The 25,555-nt window shown below is 56.9% G+C and carries 22 protein-coding genes, 4 tRNA genes and 1 other RNA gene; 17 read left to right on the top strand and 10 right to left on the bottom strand.

Going from position 1 to position 25,555, the window contains the following annotated elements; genetic code table 11:
• Window positions 1-217 precede the first annotated feature (217 nt).
• From thrP to WFN61_RS19640, 6 genes are all read left to right on the top strand, one after another.
• Window positions 218-1,603, top strand: coding sequence for a bifunctional threonine/serine APC transporter ThrP (gene thrP, locus WFN61_RS19665; RefSeq protein ID WP_312283148.1), 1,386 nt, complete (start codon window positions 218-220; stop codon window positions 1,601-1,603).
• Between the two features lie 102 nt (window positions 1,604-1,705).
• Window positions 1,706-1,782: transfer RNA gene (locus tag WFN61_RS19660), tRNA-Arg, on the top strand.
• Between the two features lie 67 nt (window positions 1,783-1,849).
• Window positions 1,850-1,925 (top strand) — tRNA-His (locus WFN61_RS19655).
• 19 nt (window positions 1,926-1,944) lie between these two features.
• Window positions 1,945-2,030 (top strand) — tRNA-Leu (locus WFN61_RS19650).
• Between the two features lie 43 nt (window positions 2,031-2,073).
• A tRNA-Pro gene (locus tag WFN61_RS19645) sits at window positions 2,074-2,150 on the top strand.
• Window positions 2,151-2,184: 34 nt separating this feature from the next.
• Window positions 2,185-2,318, top strand: a non-coding RNA gene (locus WFN61_RS19640) — RtT sRNA.
• A 20-nt stretch (window positions 2,319-2,338) separates the two neighbouring features.
• Here WFN61_RS19640 and WFN61_RS19635 read toward each other — a convergent pair.
• From WFN61_RS19635 to hemC, 5 genes are all read right to left on the bottom strand, one after another.
• A complete protein-coding gene (locus WFN61_RS19635; protein ID WP_337039119.1) occupies window positions 2,339-5,260 on the bottom strand; it encodes an RHS repeat-associated core domain-containing protein in 2,922 nt (973 codons plus the stop codon).
• A gap of 558 nt (window positions 5,261-5,818) precedes the next feature.
• Complete coding sequence (hemY, locus tag WFN61_RS19630) at window positions 5,819-7,015, bottom strand: protoheme IX biogenesis protein HemY (RefSeq protein ID WP_257759171.1); 1,197 nt, start codon at window positions 7,013-7,015, stop codon at window positions 5,819-5,821.
• Window positions 7,016-7,017: 2 nt separating this feature from the next.
• Window positions 7,018-8,205, bottom strand: coding sequence for a uroporphyrinogen-III C-methyltransferase (gene hemX / locus WFN61_RS19625; protein WP_144819142.1), 1,188 nt, complete (start codon window positions 8,203-8,205; stop codon window positions 7,018-7,020).
• A 21-nt stretch (window positions 8,206-8,226) separates the two neighbouring features.
• Window positions 8,227-8,967 carry a uroporphyrinogen-III synthase gene (gene hemD / locus WFN61_RS19620; protein ID WP_312283150.1) on the bottom strand — a complete coding sequence of 247 codons (741 nt, stop codon included), beginning with the start codon at window positions 8,965-8,967 and terminating at the stop codon, window positions 8,227-8,229.
• Window positions 8,964-9,905: a hydroxymethylbilane synthase gene (gene hemC / locus WFN61_RS19615; protein ID WP_312283151.1), complete on the bottom strand. Its 942-nt coding sequence runs from the start codon at window positions 9,903-9,905 to the stop codon at window positions 8,964-8,966. Before hemC ends, hemD begins: the two co-directional genes overlap by 4 nt.
• A 344-nt stretch (window positions 9,906-10,249) precedes the next feature.
• On the opposite strand from hemC, the gene cyaA reads away from it, so the two are divergent.
• A complete protein-coding gene (gene cyaA / locus WFN61_RS19610) occupies window positions 10,250-12,796 on the top strand; it encodes a class I adenylate cyclase (RefSeq protein ID WP_144819148.1) in 2,547 nt (848 codons plus the stop codon).
• Window positions 12,797-12,865: 69 nt separating this feature from the next.
• Here cyaA and cyaY read toward each other — a convergent pair whose 3' ends face one another.
• Complete coding sequence (gene cyaY, locus WFN61_RS19605) at window positions 12,866-13,186, bottom strand: iron donor protein CyaY (protein WP_144819150.1); 321 nt, start codon at window positions 13,184-13,186, stop codon at window positions 12,866-12,868.
• Between the two features lie 135 nt (window positions 13,187-13,321).
• Here cyaY and lptM point away from each other — a divergent pair, with 135 nt between their 5' ends.
• The 8 genes from lptM (at window position 13,322) to corA (ending at window position 20,233) form a co-directional block, all read left to right on the top strand.
• Window positions 13,322-13,525, top strand: a complete 204-nt coding sequence (lptM, locus tag WFN61_RS19600; protein ID WP_144819152.1) for an LPS translocon maturation chaperone LptM — start codon at window positions 13,322-13,324, stop codon at window positions 13,523-13,525.
• Window positions 13,526-13,560: 35 nt separating this feature from the next.
• Entirely contained in the window at window positions 13,561-14,385 is an 825-nt protein-coding gene (gene dapF / locus WFN61_RS19595; RefSeq protein ID WP_337039118.1) for a diaminopimelate epimerase, read from the top strand.
• On the top strand, window positions 14,382-15,089 hold the full coding sequence (locus WFN61_RS19590) for a DUF484 domain-containing protein (RefSeq protein ID WP_144819156.1): 708 nt from the start codon (window positions 14,382-14,384) through the stop codon (window positions 15,087-15,089). Before dapF ends, WFN61_RS19590 begins: the two co-directional genes overlap by 4 nt.
• Window positions 15,086-15,988, top strand: coding sequence for a tyrosine recombinase XerC (xerC, locus tag WFN61_RS19585; protein WP_337039117.1), 903 nt, complete (start codon window positions 15,086-15,088; stop codon window positions 15,986-15,988). The genes WFN61_RS19590 and xerC overlap by 4 nt, the downstream gene beginning before the upstream one ends.
• Complete coding sequence (gene yigB, locus WFN61_RS19580; protein ID WP_337039116.1) at window positions 15,988-16,704, top strand: 5-amino-6-(5-phospho-D-ribitylamino)uracil phosphatase YigB; 717 nt, start codon at window positions 15,988-15,990, stop codon at window positions 16,702-16,704. The genes xerC and yigB overlap by 1 nt, the downstream gene beginning before the upstream one ends.
• A 62-nt stretch (window positions 16,705-16,766) precedes the next feature.
• Entirely contained in the window at window positions 16,767-18,929 is a 2,163-nt protein-coding gene (uvrD, locus tag WFN61_RS19575) for a DNA helicase II (protein ID WP_337039115.1), read from the top strand.
• Between the two features lie 148 nt (window positions 18,930-19,077).
• On the top strand, window positions 19,078-19,134 hold the full coding sequence (gene ysgD, locus WFN61_RS21005) for a YsgD/CorL family protein (protein ID WP_353621329.1): 57 nt from the start codon (window positions 19,078-19,080) through the stop codon (window positions 19,132-19,134).
• A gap of 148 nt (window positions 19,135-19,282) precedes the next feature.
• The gene (gene corA / locus WFN61_RS19570) at window positions 19,283-20,233 is read left to right on the top strand and encodes a magnesium/cobalt transporter CorA (protein WP_222889085.1); all 951 of its coding nucleotides are present in this window, start codon (window positions 19,283-19,285) and stop codon (window positions 20,231-20,233) included.
• Window positions 20,234-20,270: 37 nt separating this feature from the next.
• On the opposite strand, the gene WFN61_RS19565 is transcribed toward corA, so the two are convergent.
• Genes WFN61_RS19565 through yigI form a run of 4 tightly spaced genes read right to left on the bottom strand, consistent with a single transcriptional unit; the run spans window position 20,271 to window position 22,617 of the window.
• Window positions 20,271-20,651 (bottom strand): DUF2628 domain-containing protein, encoded by a 381-nt coding sequence (locus WFN61_RS19565; RefSeq protein ID WP_042394921.1) that lies wholly within the window; start codon window positions 20,649-20,651, stop codon window positions 20,271-20,273.
• Window positions 20,652-20,655: 4 nt separating this feature from the next.
• Window positions 20,656-21,168, bottom strand: a complete 513-nt coding sequence (locus WFN61_RS19560; RefSeq protein ID WP_337039114.1) for a hypothetical protein — start codon at window positions 21,166-21,168, stop codon at window positions 20,656-20,658.
• A 31-nt stretch (window positions 21,169-21,199) separates the two neighbouring features.
• Window positions 21,200-22,093, bottom strand: a complete 894-nt coding sequence (rarD, locus tag WFN61_RS19555; protein ID WP_257759178.1) for an EamA family transporter RarD — start codon at window positions 22,091-22,093, stop codon at window positions 21,200-21,202.
• A 56-nt stretch (window positions 22,094-22,149) separates the two neighbouring features.
• Window positions 22,150-22,617, bottom strand: coding sequence for an acyl-CoA thioesterase YigI (gene yigI / locus WFN61_RS19550; RefSeq protein ID WP_144819182.1), 468 nt, complete (start codon window positions 22,615-22,617; stop codon window positions 22,150-22,152).
• A 160-nt stretch (window positions 22,618-22,777) separates the two neighbouring features.
• On the opposite strand from yigI, the gene pldA reads away from it, so the two are divergent.
• Together pldA and recQ are read left to right on the top strand one after the other, a co-directional pair.
• Window positions 22,778-23,647, top strand: a complete 870-nt coding sequence (gene pldA, locus WFN61_RS19545) for a phospholipase A (protein WP_144819184.1) — start codon at window positions 22,778-22,780, stop codon at window positions 23,645-23,647.
• Window positions 23,648-23,682: 35 nt separating this feature from the next.
• Complete coding sequence (gene recQ / locus WFN61_RS19540) at window positions 23,683-25,509, top strand: ATP-dependent DNA helicase RecQ (RefSeq protein ID WP_222890676.1); 1,827 nt, start codon at window positions 23,683-23,685, stop codon at window positions 25,507-25,509.
• The last annotated feature ends 46 nt before the right edge of the window (window positions 25,510-25,555 follow it).

The following is a 25,555-nucleotide window of genomic DNA, read 5'->3' as shown; positions in this document are numbered from 1 at the left end:
GCTGCGCCGTGCCTGCCCTCTGTTTGCTGCTTTATTGTGCTTTCTACTGATTTTTCTTATGCATCATTTGCCATTTCAGCGAAATTAAGAAACCATTCGCTCACTCAACGCGGCACGGGAGTGCTATTTGCATCGCCCTGCGGCCGCAATGAGCTGAGATTGCACTCATAACGATAACCCGCAGCGTCGGGACAGTAGTAAACACGACAGAGGATTTATGGCCGAGAGTAAACCGGAGCTTCAGCGTGGGCTGGAAGCACGACATATCGAACTTATCGCCCTGGGCGGTACAATAGGCGTTGGCCTGTTTATGGGGGCGGCAAGCACCCTGAAATGGGCAGGGCCGTCAGTATTACTGGCCTATATTGTGGCCGGGCTTTTTGTTTTCTTCATCATGCGCTCAATGGGCGAAATGCTCTTTCTTGAGCCGGTAGCCGGTTCGTTCGCCGTCTATGCCCACCGCTATATGAGCCCGTTCTTTGGCTATCTCACCGCCTGGTCATACTGGTTTATGTGGATGGCGGTAGGGATATCAGAGATCACCGCGATTGGCGTCTACGTTCAGTTCTGGTTCCCGGAGATGGCGCAGTGGATACCGGCCCTGATTGCCGTTGGGCTGGTGGCGCTCGCTAATCTGGCTGCTGTGCGGCTGTATGGCGAGATTGAGTTTTGGTTTGCGATGATCAAAGTCACCACTATCGTGGTAATGATTATTGTCGGACTTGGCGTGATCTTCTATGGCTTCGGCAACGGCGGGCAGGCTATTGGCTTCGGTAACCTCACCGAGCACGGCGGCTTTTTTGCCGGCGGCTGGAAAGGCTTCCTGACCGCGCTCTGTATTGTTGTCGCCTCGTATCAGGGCGTCGAGCTGATCGGCATTACCGCCGGTGAGGCGAAAAACCCGCAGGTCACGCTGCGCAGCGCGGTGGGCAAGGTGCTGTGGCGTATTCTGATCTTCTACGTAGGGGCGATTTTCGTTATCGTCACTATCTTCCCGTGGAATGAGATCGGCAGCAACGGCAGTCCGTTTGTGCTGACCTTCGCTAAGATCGGTATTACCGCAGCGGCAGGGATCATTAACTTTGTGGTACTCACCGCTGCGCTCTCGGGCTGCAATAGCGGAATGTACAGCTGCGGACGCATGCTCTATGCGCTGGCCAAAAACCGTCAGCTGCCTGCTGCGGTGGCAAAGGTATCGCGCCACGGCGTGCCGGTAGTAGGCGTCGCTATTTCGATTGCTATTCTGCTAGTGGGCTCCTGCCTCAACTACATCATTCCTAACCCGCAGCGCGTGTTTGTCTACGTCTACAGCGCCAGCGTACTGCCGGGAATGGTGCCGTGGTTTGTCATTCTGATTAGCCAGCTGCGTTTCCGCGAGGCTCACAAAGCCAGGATTGCCACGCATCCGTTCCGTTCGGTCCTCTTCCCGTGGGCGAACTATTTAACGATGGCGTTCCTGATCTGCGTATTAATCGGCATGGGTTTTAACGACGACACCCGTATGTCGCTGTTTGTCGGCATCATCTTTTTGGCTGTGGTATCGCTGGTCTACAAGGTTTTACGTCTCAATCAGCATACTGCAGCGCAAAAAGCGGAGAAATAAAAGACAAAATGCACAAAGCGTAACCAAACGCGCATTTTATTTAAAAAGGCACTAGACAGCGGGGGGGGAAGTCCGTAATATCCAGCCCCGCAACGGCGCTAAGCGCCCGTAGCTCAGCTGGATAGAGCGCTGCCCTCCGGAGGCAGAGGTCTCAGGTTCGAATCCTGTCGGGCGCACCATTTTACCCGGTGCTGGAGCTGCGGTGGACTGTGAAGTTAACAGGACCGCGTAAAAGAATTTGTAGTGGTGGCTATAGCTCAGTTGGTAGAGCCCTGGATTGTGATTCCAGTTGTCGTGGGTTCGAATCCCATTAGCCACCCCATTATTTAAAGTTGTGAAATGCGAAGGTGGCGGAATTGGTAGACGCGCTAGCTTCAGGTGTTAGTGTCCTTTGGATGTGGGGGTTCGAGTCCCCCCCCTCGCACCACGACTTAAAATGAATTGAACTAAAAATTCAAAAAGCAGTACATCGGCGAGTAGCGCAGCTTGGTAGCGCAACTGGTTTGGGACCAGTGGGTCGGAGGTTCGAATCCTCTCTCGCCGACCACATTTAGAAACCCCGCTTTATAGCGGGGTTTTTTTTCGCCCAAATTTCACAGAGGATGAGAACCTCCGGGGCAGGAGGTTCGACTCGAGCGAAGCGAGAGAGCGTTGCTTCAGCAACGACCCGCAGGGCGAAGCCACGAAGTGGCGAGTCATCCTCGCTCGCCGACCACATGCCTGACAATTTCCGACTCATCGTGCGTCTGTGGCAGCGGCAGGCCATAACCTTATCATTTCATTACTTGCTCCCAGCGCATTCTGCAAAACAATGTCTCGCGATACGGTGTGCGGTTGATGAGCGACTTCTATAATTAACTCTCCAGATGATGTCATTTCATATCTGGACGTTTCCATACGACCATTTATCTCCAGGCCTATTAATCCTAATTGAGAACGACCTCGCAGAAATTGGATTGTTATAAAATCATAGGCTTCTTGCCAGCTATCTGTTGCGGCTGCTCTCGTAACCTGCTGAAAAACATGATAACTTTCATGTGGCAGACTCTCAGGCGGCGTGTTTCTGTCTATTAAGCTGATTTGGCCTGACTGATAATCCAGAACATAAATATTTTCATTGCTTCTTGTCACTGTAACGACATGCCCCCCTCCGGGAGAAAAAACGTTCTGCTGAACGTTGGCCGGTCGTCGATAAGCTAACCCAACGGCTTCATTGTTGGCTAATTCTCTATTCAAATAATCATACGTTGCCTGCCAGCGATCTTGAGGAGAACCCATATGGTCATTAAAATTCTGCGCACTAACGTGTACGCCTACTTGGTTAAATAGTAAGTCAATTTCATCCAGTGAAGCAGAGTCCTGTTGCATGGTCTCCGTATGGTTAACAATATTATTTACATCTGTATTTATTAACGCTGCTATCGTGCAGTAATAACAATTCTGGTTTAACTGATGGGGATTCATAACCCCGGCGACGATGGGGAACATCGCAGCAAATTGCTCCATTAAATTAGTACCAAAAAAATGGGTGAAATTTTCAGGTAATGGTCTGAGATTAAACGCATTCATTACTTCGAGCATATGACTGGACCACTCTTCGTTTGTATAGAGGCCAGTACTATCTTTGAGCGTTACCGGATTATTACCTACCATCCGAAACAGATTCAGACCATCCACCTCGCCTGCCGGGTCGGCGCTCATCCACCGGCACAGCCACGAGGCATAGTAGCGGTGGCCGTAGTAGTACAGCCCGGTGCCGTCCCGCTCCTTGCCCGAGTAGCGCACGGTCTTGTAGCTGGCTTCGGTTTCACTGCGCCCCGTCCATACCGCTGTGCCGCCGAACGGGTAATACTCCTCCCGGCTGATAAGCTGGCCTTCGGCATCTAACTCCAGCGACAGCGAGCCGATGTTATCATCCACGCTCCAGCGCACCTGGTTATTCTCGATACCGCTCGGTTGTCCGGTTTCCCAGTGCAGGACCCGGATACCTGCCCGTCCCGCCTGACCGGTAATTACGTGCAACTCCTCTGACAACGCACTGTCACCCTCCGCCGTCTCCTGCCAGCTCTTACGCAGCTCCAGTCCCGGCAGGTAGCGTACCTCGTCCACGTTCCACAGCCCACTACTGCTGTTCACCAGAGTCCGGGTCTGTTTACGCACCCGCTGGCGGCCGCTGTACTGATATAGCTCCCGGTCGTTCTGCGTAATGTCGGTGCTGCGGCTGACGAGGGTCACCGACTGCAGGTTGTTGCTGCCGTCCCACGTCATGCCGTCGCTGCCTGCGGCGCTGGCCTGGAGTTTTAACAGATTGCCGTTACCGTCAAACCAGTCCACGACCTCATCCGGCGTCTGCGGCCCGCCATCGCTCTGTTGCACGCTGCGGTTGGAGGTGCTCTCCGTGGTCATGATGCGGGTGAAACTTCCCGCACCGGTATGCTTCAGGGTGGACAGATTGCCGCTGTCGTCATACGCATAGCTGCGGCTGTAGTTCACATACTGGCTGCCGTCTGACATCGCTGGCAGGCTGCTGTATTGCATCCCGGTGTTATTCGCGTTCTCGCGCCCGGTGGCGCTCAGCAGCTGGTAGAGGGCGTCATAGGTGAACAGCCGCGAACCGTCAGTGGCCTGGTTACGGTAATAGCGCGACGTCACGGTACCGTCGCTAATGGAAGTAACGTTGCCGGTGGAGTCATATCCGTAGCTCAGGGCCTGAAGCGTCGTCTTATCCGCACGTTGCGTCGTGATGGTGGAAAGCCACTGATTCTGGAGGTCATAGCCGTAATTGGTTGTCACGCCGTTCCCTGCAGACTCCGTCAGCAATCGTCCCGCCGCGCTCCATGTTACGCTATTAAGTAAAGTCTGCGTCACTCCGCCTGCCGGGGTGACGTCCTGATAACAGACGTTGCCGCTAACGTTATAGCGCCAGGCCTGCATATGGCTTTCGGCATCCGTCTGGTTCAGGACAGCGCCGCGGGCGTCGGCGGTGACGGACGTGGTGTATGTCTCCGCCTCCAGCAGCGCCTCCCGCCCGGCCTCATCCTCAGGCCAGTCCGGTAACGCCTCCGCTGACGCCAGGAAGCGCTGGCCTTGGCTGAGCACCGCCCCGCTCAGCGCCACCGCGTTCACCTGTACCAGGCCGCCATCGTTATACTGCGCTACGCAGACGCCGCGCAGGTTGTTCCCCTGCGAGCCGTCATCCGCCGGACCGCTGTCACCATATTCGTTGCGCCAGCTGACGCGAATGTCATGACTTCCACCCGGTTGCTCCCTGCCGTACTCAGGTCGTCCCAGTTCATCGTACGCTACGGTCTGCACTGTGCTGCACCCGTCCTGGACCCATGCCGGGCGGTCCGTTGAGTCAAACAGCGTCACCTGGCTGCCGCTGTCGCTGCTCTCCCGCCGCAGCACCTGGCCCGCCAGCGAAACCATAGTTCGCAAGTTTGCCGGAGACGCGCTGGCTGTTGTCCAGGCCGTAAACAGGCGCGGATCGCGATACGCCGCTACCCGGCTGGCGTCATCCACATACGCATGACCAATCAGCAGGCGTAGCGGGTCCGCAGACTGCCCTCGGTTCCAGTTGAGGGTGCGCACGGTCAGTCCCCGATTATCAGTGACGTTGACTATCGGCGTGCCGATGGCAATAGTTGGATTGCTCATTTCGATTCCTTTTTATTTTATTAAGCATACCTGGTGCAATATTAAACAAAAGGTACAGCATCCAGGCCTGTGGAAATGAGCAAAATAGAGAGGCTGAAAACTATTAAGCAGACGAAGGCTATGTCAGGTGTCGTTAATGAAAGACACTTAATTTATTGTTTTAAGTAACCTTATTATGGAAGTGTCTTTTTTGTCGCCATAAGGTGACACTTTTGCTATTTTATGCGCACTTCACCCTGCTTCTCAGCGTAATTTCGTGACGCCTTCCATAATTCCTAAATGAATACAGGCTGCTAGTTTTAGGAGTGAAAAAGTGGCACGGCTTGTGCAATAATATACCTGTAGATGCTCATTCCATCTCTTATGCTCGCCGCAAGGCCTCATAAACTCAGGAATGACGCAGAGCCGTTTAATGGTGCTTATCGTCCACAGACAGATGTCGCTCCGGCCTCATCAAACACCATGGACACAACGTTGAGTGAAGCACCAAATTTGTTGTCACGCAGACCTGTTTAATGCCCGCTCTGGTTTCAGAGCGGGCGTTTTTTTATGGCGGGTTTACTGCGGGGGATTGTTCTGCAGGGTATGCATCAGGCCGTCGCGGCGCATGGCGGCTGCCTCTTCCGGCTGCTGCAGACGATCAAGGGTATCAGCCAGCCAGGCATAATCAAACGGATCCGGGCGCTGCTTCAGCGCGGCGCGGAACGCCAGGCTCGCCTCTTTCCACTCACCGTGCTTCATCAGCGACTGGCCAAGCGTACTCCATAACAGCGGGCGATCGCCCTGGGTTTTGATCTGCTGACGCAGCGCCTTCTCTACCTGCTCTGGGTTGTTGGTTTTCAGACGCGGGATCAGCAGTACCAGACGGTCGTCATACTGACGCTTCAGCCCGTCGAGCAGGATCGCCTGGGCAGTATCATGATCGTCACACTCAATAAGATGCTCGGCCATGGCCGCCTGGAGCGCAACCTGATGACGGGTCTTGCGGCTCTGGTGCTTCCACCAGGTCTTCAGGCCGTCGCTGCCTCCTTCGGCCCGCGCCTGATCCATCATGCCAATCCACGCCTGCTGGGCCAGCGCCTCGCGGTGGGCTTCGTCACCGACGCCCGCTTTCGCCATGGAGGGGAGACAGTCCAGCAGCGAGTTCCAGGCTCCGGTACGAATATAAGCCTGCTCGGCCAGACGCAGCACTTCCGGGTGGCGAGGCGTAATCTCCAGCAGGTTATCAACGCCGTGGCGTGCCGCGTGGTTTTCGTTACGCGCCAGCTGCAGACGCACGCGCGTGATCTCAACCGGAATAGGATCGTGACCAGCAAGCTCGGTAGCGCGCTGCAAATGCTGATTAGCCCGGGCCTCATCGCCGCGCTGCTGGGCTGCCTCGGCGGCCAGCAGATAGTTGACCATCGGCTGTTCGGCGTGATCGGCATTTTTCGCCATCAGCTTTTCAACCTGCTGATAATCACCCTCAGCCAGCTTCAACAGCGCCTGCTCGGTCTGCTTGCGGGCGCGGCGGCGTTTGCGACCTGTGAACCAGCCGCGAGTGCGCGCACCGGTATGGAAAATACGGCGCAGCAGCCACTCAACGGCAAACAGCACCACCATGGCGAGGATCAGGATAATCACCAAACCCGTGACGCTGGTTTCAATATTGTAGGTATCGGTCTGGATCAGCACATAGCCCTGATGCCCGGCGACCATAGGCCCGACAACGATCCCGGCGAGCAGCAGTGCAAAGAGGAGCAATACTTTTAGCATGATTATTCCCCCTGCTGCGGCGCAGCGGCAGGCGCTGCTTCATTCGCCGCCGGAGCGGGCGGAGCTTCATTCGCCGCTGCCACTGGCTGTGCCAGCAGGTTACGCACGCGCGTCTGCATCAGCTTCTCCAGAATCGGCTGGCTTTGCAGCGAATCCGGCAGCTCCATGGTGATATTCTGCTGGCTGAGTTTATCCACCTCTTCAAGGAACGCTTTGGTGCTCGCATCATCGGTATCGTAGTACGCGCGTACCCAGCTGGAGACGTTATCCAGCGCCTGCTTGTAGGTCTCTTCCTGATGACGCGGCACGGCCTGCGCGGCAACCAGCAGACGAGAGCGGATGTTCTCGCGCAGGTAGATATCCTGGTTCGGAGCGAGCAGCGGGACCGCGGTCTCATCGCGGCGGCGAACGGTAATAAAGCTGTCCATAAAGTTGTGCCAGCTCTTTTGCAGGTTTACCCGCCACTCGCTCAGCGAACTGGAGAGCTCGCTGCTGTCGTTATCCATCGGCGCATCGTCGTCGTTGTTATCCGCCAGGCGCAGATTGTCGATCTGGTTGGAGAGCTGGTTAACCTTGAGGATGATGCCGTCATAATCCACCTGCGCCACGCCGGAGAGGCTGGCCACGTCGTCGGTAATAGCGCGGCGGGCGGCGATCAGGCTGGGATCGTTCATATCGGCCAGGCTCGCGTCGGCGCTTTTCAGCAGCGCGGCAGCGGTAGTGACGTCGCCATCGCTCCACAGCTTACGACCGGCCAGCTTCACCAGGAAATCGGCCTGAGCCAGCAGCCAGGTTTTGGCGTCGGTTCCGGAGATGGTTGCGACCTTCTGCGATAGCTCATCAAGCTGCTTGTTCTGCTCGGCCTGCTGGCGCTCTGCGGCGGCCAGGGCATCGCTCTGCTGCTTGATAATGCCTTCAAACTGCGTTTTTTGCGTCTCCTGCGCTTTTTGCAGGGCGGTAATTTGGCTCACCAGCGCGTCGCTGTTAGCGGACTGCGTTGAGGTCTGCTGTTTCACCCAGCCATAAAGCCCTACGCCCGCCGCCAGCGCAATGGCGATGGCAATCGCGCTCAGCGCGAGGCTGGTCTTAATGGCGCGATCTCTCTTCTCAGTTTTTTCTGGCTGTGGCGTCATCTCCACGGCCTCCCTGGTCTCTTCAACCCCGGCAGAGGTGTTTTCTTGTTCCGTCATTATGGCTTCCCATTATGAGAGTTATTGTAATGCGCGCAGCAGCGCATCGTTGTCAGCGTTATCAGCGACCTGAATATCCTGCCAGCCCAGATCCCGGGCGAGGTGCGCCAGACGTTCGCTTACCACCAAAAGACGGCAGCGAAGTAACCAGTTTTCGCGATACCAGGCTGGAATCAATGAGAAAAGCTGCTGGAGCATCTCGCCGCTGGTCACCACAAGGGTGGTGACGCCGCGAGTCTGCCAGCGCATTGCCTCTTCCGCGCCGTCATAATACTTCGCACTACGTTGATAACATTCACAAAATGTAACATCAGCGCCGCGTGCCGCCAGCGTGTCGCCTAACAGCTCGCGTCCACCGTTGCCACGTAACAGCATTGCACGCTTACCTGCAATATTTTGTAATTCAGGTAATTGTAGCAACACTTCGCTAATTTCCCGATCCAACGGATAGCGTACATTGATGCCGCTTACGGTATGAAGTGCCAGGGCGGTAGTACGCCCAATGGCAAAATAGCGGGGCGCAAGCGGCCAATGAAGGCCGTGATGCTGGAGATGCGCGTGAGCAAATGCCACCGCATGCTGCGACAGCACAAAGATAAGGTCGTCAGCAGAAAATGCGGCAAGGCGGTCGGGCAGCGTAGCCAGCTCCCGGCCAGGGGTAAATTCGATCAGCGGAAAGCTCCAGGCCACCTTGCCCAGTGCGCGCAGACGGCTCACTAATTCCTCCCCGGCGGGAGAGGGGCGGGTGACCAGGATACTCATGCAGGGGCTTCTCCGTTATAGACCTCGGCCAGGATCTCACGCGCGCCGTTAGCCAGCAGCTCTTCAGCGAGAGACACGCCCAGCTGCTCCGCCTCTTCCGGCTTGCCACGGCGTTCGCCCCGAACCATCACCGAGCCATCCGGTGCACCCACCAGCGCCCGCAGCCAGATCTCTCCGCCGACCAGTTCAGCATAGCTGCCGATAGGCACCTGGCAGCCGCCCTCCAGCCGCATGTTCATGGCCCGCTCGGCTTTGACGCGCAGCGCCGTATCATCATGGTTAAGCGGTGCCAGCAGCGCGCGGGTGCGCTCATCGTTGAGACGGCACTCAATGCCTACCGCACCCTGTCCCACGGCGGGCAGAGAGAGTTCCGGCGGCAGCGCCACGCGAATGCGTGACTCGAGATCAAGACGTTTGAGTCCGGCAACCGCAAGAATGATGGCGTCGTAGTCGCCGTTATCGAGCTTGCCCAGCCGGGTGCCGACGTTGCCGCGTAGCGAACGGATCTGCAGATCCGGGCGGCGTTCGGCCAGCTGACACTGGCGGCGTAAACTTGACGTGCCAACCACGCTGCCTACAGGCAGGGCGTCCAGGCTCTCGTAGTGATTAGAGACAAAGGCATCGCGGGGATCTTCCCGCTCGCAGATGGTGACCAGCCCCAGCCCTTGCGGGAATTCAACCGGCACATCTTTCATCGAGTGGACGGCCAGATCGGCGCGGTTCTCAATCAGGGCCAGCTCTAGCTCTTTAACGAACAGCCCTTTGCCGCCGACTTTCGCGAGGGGGGTATCGAGGATCACATCGCCACGCGTGACCATTGGCACCAGCTCAACGTTGAGCCCCGGATGGCAGGCCATCAGGCGCTGCTGAACATAGTGTGCCTGCCAGAGCGCTAGGGGGCTTTGGCGTGTGGCGATTCTTAAAATAGTGTCTGGCATGCTTGTTACCGTCATTGTCGTCCATTGACCATCCTAACACCGTTGTCTTAGGGTGTCAGTTTTCACGGGTGATTGCGCAGCAGGGCGAAGTGGCCGTATTCTGAGATTTACACGTAACGAACGATGCTACACTTGTATGTAGCGCATCTTTCTTTACGGTCAATCGGCAAGGTGTTAAATTGATCACGTTTTAGACCATTTTTTCGTCTGTCCTCACATAATCATAAGGACGAAAAAGGGTGACGGGTATCTTTGTAATACTAAAAATCTGAACCGGACCGCGATTGTCGACGTTGCTGTCAGCATGGCGCTACGGAAAGGTTTAAAACATCAGGCGATACGTCTTGTACCTCTATATTGAGACTCTGAAACAGAGACTGGATGCCATAAACCAACTGCGTGTCGATCGCGCGCTGGCCGCTATGGGGCCTGCTTTCCAGCAGGTATACAGTCTGCTGCCTACATTATTGCATTATCATCATCCGCTGATGCCGGGCTACCTTGAAGGTAGCGTTCCCTGTGGCATCTGCCTCTACACGCCCGATGAAAACCAGCTCCACTACCTTAACGAGCTGGAGCTAAGTCGCGGCCTGCCGGTGCAGGAGTCGCCTAAGGGCGAACTGCCGATCACCGGTCTCTATACTATGGGTAGCACCTCATCGGTCGGACAGAGCAGCTCTTCCGATCTCGACATCTGGGTGTGCCATCAGTCGTGGCTCGACAGCGATGAGCGCCAGCTATTACAACGTAAATGCAGCCTGCTGGAGAGCTGGGCCGCCTCGCTCGGCGTAGAGGTAAGCTTCTTCCTGATCGACGAAAACCGCTTCCGCCATAACGAAAGCGGCAGCCTCGGCGGGGAGGACTGCGGCTCTACTCAGCACATCCTACTGCTTGATGAGTTTTACCGTACCGCCGTGCGGCTGGCGGGGAAACGTATTCTGTGGAATATGGTGCCCGGCGATGAAGAGGCCAACTACGACGACTATGTGATGTCGCTGTATGCCCAGGGCGTGCTGACGCCAAACGAGTGGTTGGATCTCGGCGGGCTGAGCTCGCTGTCGGCGGAGGAGTACTTCGGGGCTAGCCTGTGGCAGCTCTATAAAAGTATCGACTCTCCTTATAAAGCGGTGCTGAAAACGCTGCTGCTGGAGGCCTACTCCTGGGAGTACCCGAACACGCGCCTGCTGGCAAAAGATATCAAACAGCGGCTGCACGACGGGGAGATCGTCTCCTTTGGGCTCGATCACTACTGCATGATGCTGGAGCGGGTCACTCACTATCTGACGGCGATCGAAGACTTTACGCGCCTTGATCTGGTGCGTCGCTGTTTCTACCTAAAAGTGTGTGAAAAGTTGAGCCGCGAGCGCGCCTGCGTTGGCTGGCGACGCGAAGTCGTGAGTTCGCTGGTGAAGGAGTGGGGCTGGGACGAAGCGCGTCTCGCCATGCTCGATAACCGCGCCAACTGGAAAATCGGCCAGGTGCGCGAAGCGCATAACGAACTGCTCGATGCCATGATGCAGAGCTATCGTAACCTGATCCGCTTTGCACGGCGTAACAACCTGAGCGTCTCCGCCAGTCCGCAGGATATCGGCGTCCTGACCCGTAAGCTGTATGCCGCGTTTGAAGCGCTGCCGGGGAAAGTGACGCTGGTAAACCCGCAAATTTCGCCGGATCTCTCTGAGCCGAATCTGACCTTTATTCATGTGCCGCCTGGTCGCGCCAACCGCTCCGGCTGGTATCTCTATAACCGCGCCCCGAGCATGGATTCGATTATCAGCCAGCAGCCGCTGGAGTATAACCGCTATCTGAACAAGCTGGTGGCGTGGGCATGGTTTAACGGCCTGCTGACGTCGCGCACGCATCTGTTTATTAAGGGCAACGGCATTGTCGATCTGGCGAAGCTGCAGGAGATGGTGGCCGACGTGTCGCACCACTTCCCGCTGCGTCTGCCTGCGCCAACGCCGAAGGCGCTCTACAGTCCGTGTGAAATTCGTCATCTGGCGATCATTGTCAATCTGGAGTACGACCCGACGGCGGCGTTCCGCAATCAGGTAGTCCATTTTGACTTCCGCAAGCTGGACGTGTTTAGCTTCGGCGAGCAGCAAAACTGTCTGGTAGGCAGCGTCGATCTGCTCTATCGCAACTCGTGGAACGAGGTGCGTACCCTGCACTTTAACGGCGAGCAGGCGATGATCGAGGCGTTGAAAACCATTCTGGGCAAGATGCATCAGGACGCCGCGCCGCCGGATAGCGTTGAGGTGTTCTGCTATAGCCAACACCTGCGCGGTTTGATTCGTACCCGGGTGCAGCAGCTGGTGTCAGAGTGTATCGAACTGCGCCTCTCCAGCACCCGCCAGGAGACCGGACGCTTTAAAGCGCTACGCGTCGCCGGGCAGACGTGGGGCCTCTTCTTTGAGCGTCTGAACGTCTCGGTGCAGAAGCTGGAGAATGCTATTGAGTTCTATGGCGCGATCTCCCACAACAAGCTGCATGGCTTGTCGGTGCAGGTAGAGACCAATCAGGTCAAACTGCCGCCGGTGGTGGATGGGTTTGCCAGCGAAGGGATTATCCAGTTCTTCTTTGAAGAGTCGGGTGACGAGGCGGGCTTTAATATTTATATCCTGGACGAGAGCAACCGGGCAGAGGTGTATCACCACTGCGAGGGCAGCAAAGAGGAGCTGGTGCGCGACGTAAGCCGCTTCTACTCTTCATCCCACGATCGCTTTACCTACGGCTCCAGCTTTATCAACTTCAATCTGCCGCAGTTCTATCAGATTGTAAAAGTTGACGGGCGTGCGCAGGTGATCCCGTTCCGCAATCAGGCGATTGGCGTAGTGCCGCCGGCCAGTCCGAACAACGACGCGCCACTGCTGCAGCACTATTTTTCCTGAGGACAGTTCTCTTAAGGTAGCGCCCGGTGGCGCTGCGCTTACCGGGCCTACGAGGGCGCGTAGCCGTTATTAACGGAAGCTCACCGGCTCCCCGGCCTGCTGCGTTGCTGCCTGCTCCAGCACATCCCAAAACTCGTCGCCGGTGCGATCGCAGATCCACGCGTCGCCTTTCAGGTCGAAGTGATAGCCGCCCTGTTTCGTTGCCAGCCACACCTGGTGCAGCGGCTCCTGACGGTTAATGATGATTTTGCTGCCGTTTTCAAAGGTTAGGGTCAGCACGCCGCCGTTGATCTCGCAGTCGATATCGCTGTCGCCGTCCCAGCTATCCAGGCGCTCTTCAATGTTCTGCCACAGGCCATCGGCAAGGCGGTGAAACTCAGAGTCGTTCATTTTTTTTCCTTCTGATCGTGATGGCGGCAGTATAACGCGAAATAATTCCCATTGCAGGCGGCGTGCAAACTCTTGCTTTTGTGCCCTCTCCTGCGATGATAGAAAACATAAAGCATGAACTTACAGGCAACCATAATGAAAAACGTTTTTCGTTCGCTGGCGGTACTTCTGACCCTCTTTAGCCTGACGGGCTGCGGTTTGAAGGGACCTCTCTATTTCCCGCCCGCTGACAAATCTGCTCCGCCGCCAACCAAGAAAGTGGATAACCCGGCTCAGACAAGCACGCCGACGCGTAACGATCGCGGGACCGCCGATGGCCCAACCCAGGTGATTTACTGACGGTAACATTCTGTTTCTGTGCAATGGAGTCAATGATGCAGTTCTCTAAAATGCATGGCCTTGGCAACGACTTTATGGTCGTCGACGCGGTAACGCAGAATGTCTTCTTTTCGCCAGAGCTGATCCGCCGGCTGGCGGATCGCCATCTGGGCGTTGGCTTCGATCAGCTGCTGATCGTCGAACCGCCTTACGATCCGGATCTCGACTTTCACTACCGGATCTACAACGCCGACGGCAGCGAAGTGTCGCAGTGCGGCAACGGTGCACGCTGCTTCGCCCGTTTTGTCCGTCTGAAAGGGCTGACCAACAAGCGTGATATCCGCGTCAGCACCGCCAACGGGCGTATGGTGCTGAGCGTCACGGAAGATGAGCTGGTACGGGTGAATATGGGCGAGCCCAATTTTGAGCCCTCTGCCGTGCCGTTCCGTGCGAACAAAGCGGAAAAAACCTATATCATGCGCGTCGCTGAACAGACCATTCTGTGCGGCGTCGTTTCGATGGGGAATCCGCACTGCGTGATTCAGGTGGACAGTGTCGACACCGCCCCGGTTGAAACCCTGGGTCCGGTGCTGGAGAGCCACGAGCGCTTCCCGGAGCGCGCCAATATCGGCTTTATGCAGGTCGTTAAGCGCGAACATATTCGCCTGCGCGTCTTTGAACGCGGCGCGGGCGAAACCCAGGCCTGCGGCAGCGGTGCCTGTGCGGCAGTGGCCGTAGGGATCCAGCAAGGTTTACTGGCAGAAGAGGTACGCGTGGAGCTTCCAGGCGGCCGTCTTGATATTGCCTGGAAGGGTCCGGGCCAGCCGCTGTTTATGACCGGCCCGGCAACACACGTCTACGACGGATTTATTCATCTATGAAGCACATTGAGGAAGAGCAGCAGGCGGCCCTGGCCGAACTAACCGATCGTGAGGTCGTGGATTACCTGCTGCGCAATCCTGAGTTTTTTATTCGCAATGCCCATGCGGTCCAGATGATCGAGGTCCCGCACCCGGTGCGCGGCGCGGTATCGCTGGTTGAGTGGCAGATGATGCGCGCGCGCAACCATATTAACCTGCTGGAAGAGAACATGACCCTGCTGATGGAGCAGGCGAGCAGCAATGAAGATCTCTTCTCCTGCCTGCTGCGTCTGCAGGGGCAGATGGCTTCGGCCAGCAGCCTTGAGGATCTGCTGGTGCGTTTCCAGCGCTGGGCAAAAGAGATGGGTCTGGCCGGTGCCAGCATCCGTCTCTTCTCCGATCGCTGGCGCATCGGCGCGCCCTCTGACTTTACCCATCTGGCGCTGAGCCGGCAGGCGTTTGAGCCGCTGCGTATTCAGCGCCTGGGCCATGAGAACCACTATCTGGGGCCGCTTAACGGGCCTGAGCTGCTGCTGCTGCTGCCCGAGGCACGTGCTATCGGCTCCGTGGCGCTCTCCATGATGGGCCGCGACGGCGATCTCGGCGTGATTATTTTCAGTAGCCGGGATGTGACCCACTACCACCCGGATCAGGGCACCCAGCTGCTGCAAGAGGTGGCGGCCATGCTGCCGGAACTGCTGGCGCGCTGGATTGAACGCATATGATCGACTCGCCGCTGCAGCCGCTGGTTGCCCGTTTTCTGCGCTACCTGAGCGTTGAGCGGCAGCTAAGTCCCATCACCCTGCTGAACTATGAGCGCCAGCTCGCTGCCATTATTACGCTGGCGGACGAGAGCGGCGTGAAGAGCTGGCCGGAATGCGATGCCGCCGTGGTGCGCAGCTTTGCGGTGAAGAGCCGACGTAAGGGTCTGGGCGCAGCAAGCCTTGCGCTGCGGCTCTCGGCCCTGCGCAGCTTTTTTGACTGGCTGGTGAGCCAGGGCGAGCTGGTGGCCAACCCGGCGAAGGGGATATCTGCCCCGAAAGCGCCGCGCCACCTGCCGAAAAATATCGACGTCGATGACGTTAACCGTCTGCTGAATATCGATCTTAACGATCCGCTGGTCGTGCGCGACCGGGCGATGCTGGAGGTGATGTACGGTGCGGGCCTGCGTCTCTCTGAGCTGGTAAACCTGGACATCCGCCATCTCGATCTCGACACCGGCGAGGTGTGGGTGCTGGGCAAAGGCAGCAAGGAGCGTCGTCTGCCGATAGGCCGCAACGCGGTCATCTGGGTTGAACACTGGCTGGATCTGCGCGGGCTGTTTGGTACGGATGAAGACGCGCTGTTTCTGTCGAAGCTCGGCAAGCGTATTTCGGCGCGCAACGTGCAGAAGCGGTTTGCCGAGTGGGGCATTAAGCAGGGGCTGAACAGCCACGTGCATCCGCATAAGCTGCGCCACTCCTTTGCCACCCACATGCTGGAGTCGAGCGGCGACCTGCGCGGCGTGCAGGAGCTGCTGGGCCACGCGAACTTATCCACCACGCAAATCTATACCCATCTTGATTTTCAACACCTTGCCTCGGTGTACGACGCGGCGCATCCACGCGCCAAACGGGGGAAATAATGCGTTTTTATCGTCCACTGGGTCAGATCTCGGCGCTGACCTTTGACCTTGATGACACCCTGTACGATAACCGTGAGGTGATCCTGCGGACCGAGCACGAGTCGCTGACCTTTGTGCAAAACTATCACCCCTCGCTTAACCATCTGCAGAATACCGATTTCCATCGGCTGCGGCAGGCGCTGCGTGAAAGCGAGCCGGATATCTGCCATGACGTCACAGAGTGGCGGCGGCGGTCGGTAGAGCGCGCCATGCTGGATGCTGGCCTGAGCGCGGAAGAGGCGCAAGAGGGGGCCACGGCGGCGATGGCAAACTTTGCTATCTGGCGCAGCCGGATCGATGTCCCGCAGGCGACGCACGATACGCTGGCGGCGCTGGCCAAAAAGTGGCCGCTGGTAGCGATCACCAACGGTAATGCGCAGCCGGAGCGCTTTGGCCTCGGCGACTACTTTGAGTTTGTCCTGCGCGCTGGCCCGGACGGACGTTCGAAGCCGCATCAGGATATGTATCATCGGGCGGCGGAGAAGCTCTCCCTGCCGCTGGGCGAGATCCTGCACGTGGGCGATGACCTCACCACCGACGTGGCGGGCGCGATCCGCTGCGGGATGCAGGCCTGCTGGATCAAACCGCAAGGCGTTAGCCTGCTGACCGCGACCGACAGTCGCTTATTACCCCACGTTGAAATTTCCCGGTTGGCATCTCTGACCTCGCTGATATAATCACCAGATAATCTGTATATATTAACAGGGGTCTGTACGGCCCCTCTCTCCCGGCGGTGCCAATGGACGTTTCTTACCTGCTCGACAGCCTTAATGACAAACAGCGTGACGCCGTAGCCGCGTCGCGCAGCAACATGCTGGTGCTGGCGGGCGCAGGCAGCGGTAAGACGCGCGTGCTGGTTCACCGTATCGCCTGGCTACTGAGCGTAGAGAACTGCTCGCCGTACTCGATTATGGCAGTGACCTTTACCAACAAAGCGGCGGCAGAGATGCGCCACCGTATCGGCCAGCTGATGGGCAACACCCAGGGTGGCATGTGGGTCGGCACCTTCCACGGGCTGGCGCACCGCTTGCTGCGCGCCCATCATCTGGACGCCAACCTGCCGCAGGATTTTCAGATCCTCGACAGCGAAGATCAGCTGCGCCTGCTGCGTCGTCTGATCAAGGCCATGAACCTCGACGAGAAGCAGTGGCCGCCGCGGCAGGCGATGTGGTACATCAACGGCCAGAAAGACGAAGGCATCCGTCCACACCATATTCAGAGCTTTGGTAACCCGGTTGAACAGACCTGGCAGAAGGTCTATCAGGCCTACCAGGAGGCGTGCGATCGCGCCGGGCTGGTGGACTTTGCCGAGCTGCTGCTGCGTGCTCACGAGCTGTGGCTCAACAAGCCGCATATTCTCAACCACTACCGCGAGCGCTTTACCAACATCCTGGTGGATGAATTTCAGGATACCAACAACATTCAATACGCCTGGATCCGTCTGCTGGCGGGAGATACCGGCAAGGTGATGATCGTGGGCGACGACGACCAGTCTATCTATGGCTGGCGCGGCGCACAGGTTGAAAACATCCAGCGCTTCCTCAACGACTTCCCCGGCGCAGAGACCATCCGCCTGGAGCAGAACTACCGCTCGACCAGCAACATTCTCAGCGCGGCTAACGCCCTGATTGAGAACAACAACGGTCGCCTCGGGAAAAAGCTCTGGACCGAGGGCCTCGACGGCGAGCTGATTTCGCTCTACTGCGCGTTCAACGAACTCGACGAGGCGCGCTTCGTGGTGAACCGCATCAAGACCTGGCAAGAGAGCGGCGGCGCGCTGGAGCAGTGCGCGATCCTCTACCGCAGCAACGCCCAGTCGCGCGTGCTGGAAGAGGCGCTGTTGCAGGTAGGCATGCCGTACCGTATCTATGGCGGCATGCGCTTCTTCGAACGCCAGGAGATCAAAGATTCTCTCTCCTACCTGCGCCTGATTGCCAATCGCAACGACGATGCGGCCTTTGAGCGCGTGGTGAATACGCCGACGCGCGGCATTGGCGATCGCACCCTCGACGTGGTGCGCCAGGCGTCGCGCGATCGCCAGCTGACTCTGTGGCAGGCTAGCCGGGAGCTGTTGCAGGAGCGGGCGCTAGCCGGCCGCGCCGCCAATGCGCTCCAGCGTTTCCTTGAGCTGATCGACGCCCTGGCCCAGGAGACCGCCGATATGCCGCTGCACGTGCAGACCGATCGGGTGATCAAAGACTCCGGCCTGTGGATGATGTACGAGCAGGAGAAAGGCGAAAAGGGCCAGGCTCGTATCGAAAACTTAGAGGAGCTGGTGACGGCAACGCGTCAGTTTAGCTACAACGACGAAGACGCAGATCTGATGCCGCTGCAGGCGTTCCTCTCCCACGCGGCGCTGGAAGCGGGCGAGGGGCAGGCCGATACCTGGCAGGATGCGGTGCAGCTGATGACCCTGCACTCGGCAAAGGGTCTGGAGTTCCCGCAGGTCTTTATTGTCGGCATGGAAGAGGGGATGTTCCCCAGCCAGATGTCCCTTGATGAGGGTGGCCGGCTGGAGGAGGAGCGCCGTCTGGCTTACGTCGGCGTGACCCGTGCCATGCAGAAGCTGACGCTGACCTATGCTGAAACCCGCCGTCTGTATGGCAAAGAGGTTTACCACCGTCCATCACGCTTTATCGGCGAGCTGCCGGAAAACTGTGTGGAAGAGGTGCGCCTGCGCGCCAGCATCAGCCGCCCGGTGAACCATCAGCGTATGGGGACGCCGGTGACGCAGAACGACTCTGGCTACAAGCTCGGTCAGCGGGTGCGTCATCCTAAATTTGGTGAAGGCACCATCGTCAACCTTGAGGGCAGCGGCGAGCATAGCCGTCTGCAGGTGGCCTTCCAGGGCCAGGGGATCAAATGGCTGGTAGCCGCTTATGCACGGCTGGAAGAAGTGTAACGTTCAGAAAAATATCATTATTTTGTAATACTCTGCTACCCTTAAACGCTGAAGGCCAATTATTGCTCTTCAGCGTTCCGTTGCGTGTTGACGCCATATTTTAGCTGGCGTAACATGCGCGCACGATCACGCTAAGAGGACATTCGCCTTGGACACACCCAGTAGATGCTGGCTCAATTCCCTGTCATTCAGGAACAACTCCTAAGGCTATCTCCTCGCGCTGATGGCCTTAGTGGTTGTCAGCGACAATAATTCCCGTCGCGCTGAGTCAGGCTGTTTAATGGTCTGAAACCCAATTTGTTTCTGTGTGCCCACCGAACTGTCCGATAATTTTTGTATTGGGAGTCCCGGTCATGTTGAGCGCATTTCAACTGGAAAATAACCGTCTGACCCGTCTCGAGGTTGAAGAGGCACCTACCCTGATCGATGCCGTGTGGGTGGATCTGGTCGAGCCGGACGATGATGAACGTAACCGTGTGCAGACGGATCTTGGCCAGAGCCTTGCGACGCGTCCTGAGCTGGAGGATATCGAAGCCTCCGCGCGTTTCTTTGAGGATGAAGACGGGCTGCATATCCACTCCTTCTTCTTTTTTGAAGATGCAGAGGATCACGCCGGTAACTCGACGGTGGCGTTCACCATTCGTGACGGTCGCCTGTTTACCCTGCGCGAGCGTGAGCTGCCGGCATTTCGCCTCTATCGGATGCGCGCCCGCAGCCAGGCGATGGTTGACGGTAACGCCTACGAGCTGCTGCTCGATCTCTTTGAGACCAAAATCGAACAGCTGGCGGACGAGATCGAGAACATCTACAGCGATCTGGAGAAGCTGAGCCGCGTCATTATGGAAGGCCAGCAGGGCGATGAGTATGACGAGGCGCTCTCTGCGCTGGCGGAGCAGGAGGATATCGGCTGGAAGGTGCGTTTGTGCCTGATGGATACCCAACGTGCCCTTAACTTCCTGGTACGTAAGGCGCGTCTACCGGGCAGTCAGCTGGAGCAGGCTCGGGAGATCCTACGCGATATCGAATCCCTGCTGCCGCATAACGAATCCCTGTTTCAGAAGGTCAACTTCCTGATGCAGGCGGCGATGGGCTTTATCAATATCGAGCAGAACCGAATCATCAAGATCTTCTCGGTGGTCTCGGTGGTGTTCCTGCCGCCGACGCTGGTGGCTTCCAGCTACGGGATGAACTTTGAGTTTATGCCAGAACTGCACTGGAGCTTCGGCTATCCGGGCGCGATCGTCTTTATGATGCTCGCCGGGCTGGCGCCCTATCTCTACTTCAAACGTAAAAACTGGCTGTAAATGTCACGGCGGTTCACTCTGAACCGCCGTAACTCTCTTAAAGGCCCCAGTCCTGCTGTTTAAGCACCACTTTCTGGTAATACCAAATGTTGGTGCGGAAGGCGACCCATAACGACACCACCGATCCCAGCCAGCCAAAATCGGTCAGGAACACAATAAAGCCGACTAAAATTTGTAATAAGATTACGACGACTGCTTTTTTCCACAGACCCAGAATCAGCAAATAGATGACTGAGAAAAAGAGGGCATAAAAGTTCATTGCCACTTTCAGGCGCTGGCCAAAGGTCAACTTCTTATAAGCCGCTTTCCATTCAGGGGTATTTCCCCAGAAGCCCGGCACACCGTTTTTGTCGAGAAATGAGAAGCGGAATTTCCATTTATCACTAATGGAAGGGTCGTTCATATAGTCGTGTTTCATAATGTTATTCCTTGCTATGAGTATCGCTATGTGGTGCAGGATCCTTTCCCTCTGTGGGGGCCAAAATCAGCGCAATAAAGCAGATAAAATACCACGCCACATAGATCCTAAAGCCGCTGCCTGTCACGTCATACTCTTCATTCATGTCGGCTAACAGAGCAACGATAAATACGACAATGGTAAGTAAGACATACCACACTATTTTTTTGAAGCCGCTGTCACGCAGTCGGCAGCAATTAATGTTGATCACGAGGTACTGAAAGAAAAGTGTTGCCGCTATGAGTACCATAGCGTTTTCGACCTCGGCATATAAAAATAGCGCGAGGATATTAATAACTAAAAAGGCCGCGATATAGAGGCCGCGTGAAATCCTACCACTATTAGTAGGAACGAATAGTTTATAGAGCATGTAATAACGCTTTGGCTGAAAGGTATTAAGGATAGTATTAAAATGGGAAGCAATTGTTAATTGTTGACTACGAACTTTGGTAGGGCGTAAGTGACGACGAGAGCGCATTCCCCTCTCCCTGTGAAGAGGGGAAGACAGGTTATATTTTTCGCATCCGGCGCTGGGTGTAGAGAGCATCCATCACGAATACGGCCAGCGCTACCCAGATGAAGCCAAAGGTCACCATCTTGTCCATGCCCGGTATCTCGCCGTAGAAGGTGACCGCCAGCAGGAACATCAGCGTCGGGCCGATGTACTGGAAAAAGCCGAGCGTCGAAAGGCGCAGACGGGTGGCTGCGCCGGTAAAGCAGAGCAGTGGGATGGTGGTTACCACGCCCGCAGCCATCAGCAGCACGTTGAGCGACCAGGGGTTACTGCCCATATGGCTGGTTGGGCTGTCAGCGATGCCGAACAGCCAGACGGCGGCGACCGGCAGCAGCCACAGGGTCTCGATCAGCATACCGGTCTGGGCATCGACGGCAATTTTCTTACGCACCAGGCCGTAGAAGGCAAAGCTGAACGCCAGCGCCAGGGCGATGATCGGCAGTGAGCCAAAGGTCCAGAGCTGCACCAGCACGCCGCAGCCGGCAAGGATCACCGCCAGCCACTGCATGCGACGAAAGCGTTCGCCGAGGAAGATCATACCCAGCACAATATTAACCAGCGGGTTGATAAAGTAGCCGAGGCTGGCTTCCAGCATGTGATGGTTATTAACTGCCCAGATAAACAGCAGCCAGTTACCGCCGATCAAGAGTGCCGAGAGGGCCAGCAGCAGGATCTTCTTCGGCGTGCGCAGCAGGTTTTTCAGCCGTGACCACTGGCGGCTCACGCTGATCAGCGCCACCATAAAAAAGAACGACCAGATAACCCGATGAGTAAAGATCTCATTGGCGGGAACATAGTCGATTAGCTTGAAGTACGCCGGTGCGATACCCCAAATAAAATAAGCGGCAAGAGCGAGTAATACACCCTGCCGCGTCTGCTTAGCATCCATCGGAACATCCAAATCCGTCATCAAAAAGTAACAGCATGTTAAACGATTTCACCGTCTCAACCTACCATGTAGGTTGCCGTGGCGCTGGCGATATAGAGCTGCTCTTCGTTATGCAGCTCAACCCGTGCCACGGCAACTTTATTACCCGCCCGCAACAGGCTGCTGGTCGCGGTAAAGCGATTGCCCCGCCCAGGACGCAGATAGTCGACGCGCAGATCGATGGTACCCATCTTTGCGAGGCGCGTACGCAGCTCTTCTTCAGCAATGGTGTCATGGCGAGTGAGCGTGCTGCCGACGCAGACCAGCCCTGCCGCAACGTCTAGCGCAGAGGCGATGACGCCGCCGTGAAGAATACTTTGCGCCCAGTTGCCAACCATCATCGGCTGGTTGTTAAAGCTGAGCTGGGCGAAGGATTTTTCATAGCGATCCAGCTCCAGACCCAGCGCGCGGTTAAACGGCATGTGATAAACAAAAATTTCGCCCACCAGCTGTAACGCTTCTTCGGCGGTAAGAACGGCTGACATTATTTTATGCGTCCGGTAGTTAATGAGTTGTTGATTTTATGCTTCTTAATTGTTGTTTTCCACTTTCGGAAACGATAGCTGCGCAGCGTTTATAGAAAGATGTAAAATAGGTGTCTGAATATTACCCATCTCAACAATTTTGGTCAGGAGAGCAAAACCGATGCGGACGTATCTGCCCTGGTTTTTGTCAGCCATCGCACTGCCTTTTACAGCATTAGCGCAGGAAGCCACGGTTAAAGCAGTACACGATGCGCCAGCGGTACGCGGCAGCATCATCGCGAATATGTTACAGGAGCACGATAACCCCTTTACGCTCTATCCGTATGAGTCCAACTATCTGCTCTATACGGTGACCAGCGATCTCAACAAAGAGGCGATCAACACCTACAACTGGTCCGATAACGCGCGCAAAGATGAGGTAAAATTCCAGCTCAGCCTGGCATTCCCGTTCTGGCGCGGTATCATTGGGCCAAACTCGGTGCTGGGCGCCTCCTATACGCAGAAGTCCTGGTGGCAGCTCTCTAACAGCGGTGAATCTTCACCGTTTCGTGAAACCAACTACGAGCCGCAGCTGTTCCTCGGCTTCGCTACTGACTATGAACTGGCAGGCTGGACGCTGCGCGACGTCGAGTTCGGGTACAATCACGACTCTAACGGCCGCTCCGATCCGACTTCCCGCAGCTGGAACCGCATCTATAGCCGCCTGATGGCACAAAATGCTAACTGGCTGGTAGAGGTAAAACCGTGGTTCGTGGTGGGCGACACCGATGATAATCCGGATATCACCAAGTATATGGGCTACTACCAGCTCAAGGTCGGTTATCAGCTGGGTGAGGCCATTCTGAGTGCTAAAGGACAGTACAACTGGAACACCGGCTACGGCGGTGCCGAGCTGGGTCTGAGCTATCCAGTCACGAGGCACGTGCGCCTGTATACCCAGGTTTACAGCGGTTACGGTGAATCATTAATTGATTACAACTTTAACCAGACACGCGTAGGCGTGGGCGTTATGCTTAACGATCTTTTTTAAGGCAGAGTCATTTTTTGAAGGCAGATGGGGTTAACGTGGCGCAGGCGGAAGTATTGAATCTGGAGTCGGGGGCAGGGCAGGTTTTGCGGGACACCTTCGGCTACCAGCAGTTCCGTCCGGGCCAGCAGACCATCATTGAGACCGTGCTCGCTGGGCGCGACTGTCTGGTGGTCATGCCGACCGGCGGCGGGAAATCCCTCTGCTATCAAATTCCGGCGCTGGTACAAAGCGGTCTGACGGTGGTGGTATCGCCGCTGATATCGCTGATGAAAGATCAGGTCGATCAGCTGCTGGCGAACGGTGTGGCCGCCGCCTGCCTCAACTCCACCCAGAGCCGGGAGGAGCAGCAGGGCATTATGGCGGGCTGTCGCAGCGGCCAGATCCGCCTGCTCTACATTGCCCCAGAACGCCTGATGCTGGATAACTTCCTTGAGCATCTCGCGCACTGGGATCTCCGTCTGGTGGCGGTTGACGAGGCGCACTGTATTTCACAGTGGGGGCACGATTTCCGCCCCGAGTATGCCGCGCTCGGCCAGCTGCGCGCCCGCTTCCCCGCTGTGCCCTTTATGGCGCTGACCGCCACGGCGGATGACACCACCCGCAGCGATATTGTGCATCTGCTCGGGCTGCGCGATCCGCTGATCCAGGTAAGCAGCTTCGACCGTCCTAACATTCGCTATACGCTGCTGGAGAAATTTAAGCCGCTCGATCAGCTGCTGCGCTACGTTCAGGAGCAGCGAGGCAAATCCGGCATCATCTACTGCAACAGCCGCGCTAAGGTAGAGGATACCGCCGCGCGCCTGCAGGCCCGTGGCTTTAGCGCCGGGGCCTATCACGCCGGGCTGGATAACAGCATTCGTGCCGACGTGCAGGAGAAGTTCCAGCGCGACGATCTGCAGATCGTGGTGGCTACCGTGGCGTTCGGAATGGGAATTAACAAACCCAACGTGCGCTTTGTGGTGCACTTTGATATTCCGCGCAACATTGAGTCCTACTATCAGGAGACTGGCCGCGCCGGGCGTGATGGCCTGCCTGCCGAGGCAATGCTGTTTTACGATCCGGCAGATATGGGCTGGCTGCGTAAATGCCTGGAGGAGAAGCCGCCTGGTCAGCTACAGGATATTGAGCGCCACAAGCTCAACGCGATGGGGGCGTTTGCCGAAGCGCAGACCTGCCGCCGTCTGGTGCTGCTGAACTACTTTGGTGAAGGGCGTCAGGAGCCGTGCGGCAACTGCGACATCTGCCTCGACCCGCCGCGTCGCTACGACGGGCTGGTGGACGCCCAGAAAGCGCTGTCGGCTATCTACCGCGTCGGCCAGCGTTTCGGTATGGGCTACGTGGTTGAAGTGCTACGCGGCGCGAACAATCAGCGTATTCGCGACATGGGTCATGACAAGCTCAAGATCTATGGCGAAGGGCGGGATCACACAACGGAGCACTGGGTGAGCGTGATCCGCCAGCTGATCCACCTTGGCGTCGTGACGCAGAATATCGCCCAGCACTCGGCGTTACAGCTTACCGAGGCCGCGCGTCCGTTCCTGCGTGGCGAGGTCCCGCTGCAGCTTGCCGTGCCGCGCGTGGTGGTGGTGAAGGCGCGGGCAAACCCGAAAATATTCGGCGGCAACTACGACCGCAAGCTGTTTGCCAAACTGCGCAAACTGCGTAAGGCCATTGCCGATGAAGAGAACATTCCCCCCTACGTGGTGTTCAACGATGCCACGCTGATCGAGATGGCCGAGCAGATGCCGATTACCGCCAGCGAGATGCTCAGCGTGAACGGCGTCGGGATGCGCAAGCTCGAGCGCTTCGGCAAGCCGTTTATGACCCTCATTCGGGAGCACGTCGACGGCGACGATGAGTAGTCAGCGCGGGGAAAAGGTGCCAGGATAGTGCTCTCATTTCTCTTTC

It is taken from the genome of Pseudescherichia sp. AS216 (genome assembly GCF_037152055.1).
GTDB lineage: Bacteria > Pseudomonadota > Gammaproteobacteria > Enterobacterales > Enterobacteriaceae > Pseudescherichia.
Note: the sequence above shows the minus strand (reverse complement) of the source record. Positions and strands in the feature narration are given on the sequence as shown.

Excerpts from the sequence above, each read along its gene's own strand:
- WFN61_RS19560 (WP_337039114.1), bottom strand. The coding sequence starts at position 21,168 with ATGCGCTCTCGTCGTCACTTACGCCCTACCAAAGTTCGTAGTCAACAA.
- hemY (WP_257759171.1), bottom strand. The coding sequence starts at position 7,015 with ATGCTAAAAGTATTGCTCCTCTTTGCACTGCTGCTCGCCGGGATCGTT.
- hemC (WP_312283151.1), bottom strand. The coding sequence starts at position 9,905 with ATGCCAGACACTATTTTAAGAATCGCCACACGCCAAAGCCCCCTAGCG.
- yigB (WP_337039116.1), top strand. The coding sequence starts at position 15,988 with ATGCGTTTTTATCGTCCACTGGGTCAGATCTCGGCGCTGACCTTTGAC.
- yigI (WP_144819182.1), bottom strand. The coding sequence starts at position 22,617 with ATGTCAGCCGTTCTTACCGCCGAAGAAGCGTTACAGCTGGTGGGCGAA.
- WFN61_RS19565 (WP_042394921.1), bottom strand. The coding sequence starts at position 20,651 with ATGAAACACGACTATATGAACGACCCTTCCATTAGTGATAAATGGAAA.
- pldA (WP_144819184.1), top strand. The coding sequence starts at position 22,778 with ATGCGGACGTATCTGCCCTGGTTTTTGTCAGCCATCGCACTGCCTTTT.
- hemD (WP_312283150.1), bottom strand. The coding sequence starts at position 8,967 with ATGAGTATCCTGGTCACCCGCCCCTCTCCCGCCGGGGAGGAATTAGTG.
- rarD (WP_257759178.1), bottom strand. The coding sequence starts at position 22,093 with ATGGATGCTAAGCAGACGCGGCAGGGTGTATTACTCGCTCTTGCCGCT.
- uvrD (WP_337039115.1), top strand. The coding sequence starts at position 16,767 with ATGGACGTTTCTTACCTGCTCGACAGCCTTAATGACAAACAGCGTGAC.
- dapF (WP_337039118.1), top strand. The coding sequence starts at position 13,561 with ATGCAGTTCTCTAAAATGCATGGCCTTGGCAACGACTTTATGGTCGTC.
- corA (WP_222889085.1), top strand. The coding sequence starts at position 19,283 with ATGTTGAGCGCATTTCAACTGGAAAATAACCGTCTGACCCGTCTCGAG.
- lptM (WP_144819152.1), top strand. The coding sequence starts at position 13,322 with ATGAAAAACGTTTTTCGTTCGCTGGCGGTACTTCTGACCCTCTTTAGC.
- cyaY (WP_144819150.1), bottom strand. The coding sequence starts at position 13,186 with ATGAACGACTCTGAGTTTCACCGCCTTGCCGATGGCCTGTGGCAGAAC.
- WFN61_RS19635 (WP_337039119.1), bottom strand. The coding sequence starts at position 5,260 with ATGAGCAATCCAACTATTGCCATCGGCACGCCGATAGTCAACGTCACT.
- thrP (WP_312283148.1), top strand. The coding sequence starts at position 218 with ATGGCCGAGAGTAAACCGGAGCTTCAGCGTGGGCTGGAAGCACGACAT.
- WFN61_RS19590 (WP_144819156.1), top strand. The coding sequence starts at position 14,382 with ATGAAGCACATTGAGGAAGAGCAGCAGGCGGCCCTGGCCGAACTAACC.
- hemX (WP_144819142.1), bottom strand. The coding sequence starts at position 8,205 with ATGACGGAACAAGAAAACACCTCTGCCGGGGTTGAAGAGACCAGGGAG.
- xerC (WP_337039117.1), top strand. The coding sequence starts at position 15,086 with ATGATCGACTCGCCGCTGCAGCCGCTGGTTGCCCGTTTTCTGCGCTAC.